Below are 239 nucleotides of genomic sequence, written 5' to 3'. Positions count from 1 at the left end.
ATTATGGTGGAGCTATGCGGGATCGAACCGCAGACCTCCTGCGTGCAAAGCAGGCGCTCTCCCAGCTGAGCTATAGCCCCATAATCGGGAACGAAGTGGTGGGTCTGAGTGGACTCGAACCACCGACCTCACCCTTATCAGGGGTGCGCTCTAACCACCTGAGCTACAGACCCACTTCGTGTACTGTCTCTAAACTTGAATCAAGGCAATCTGTGTGAACACTCAACAACTTCGACATC

Annotated in this window: 2 tRNA genes; both read right to left on the bottom strand. The window is 53.6% G+C overall.

The window, feature by feature from the left end:
- Positions 1-4: 4 nt before the first annotated feature.
- Positions 5-80: transfer RNA gene (locus tag L972_RS17115), tRNA-Ala, on the bottom strand.
- A gap of 16 nt (positions 81-96) precedes the next feature.
- Positions 97-173, bottom strand: a tRNA-Ile gene (locus L972_RS17110).
- Positions 174-239 lie beyond the last annotated feature (66 nt).

This window comes from Aeromonas sp. ZOR0001 (assembly GCF_000801015.1).
In the GTDB taxonomy this organism is placed as follows: Bacteria; Pseudomonadota; Gammaproteobacteria; order Enterobacterales; family Aeromonadaceae; genus Aeromonas; species Aeromonas veronii.
The sequence above is the reverse complement of the archived record's forward strand: the minus strand, read 5'-3'. Positions and strand labels throughout refer to the sequence as shown.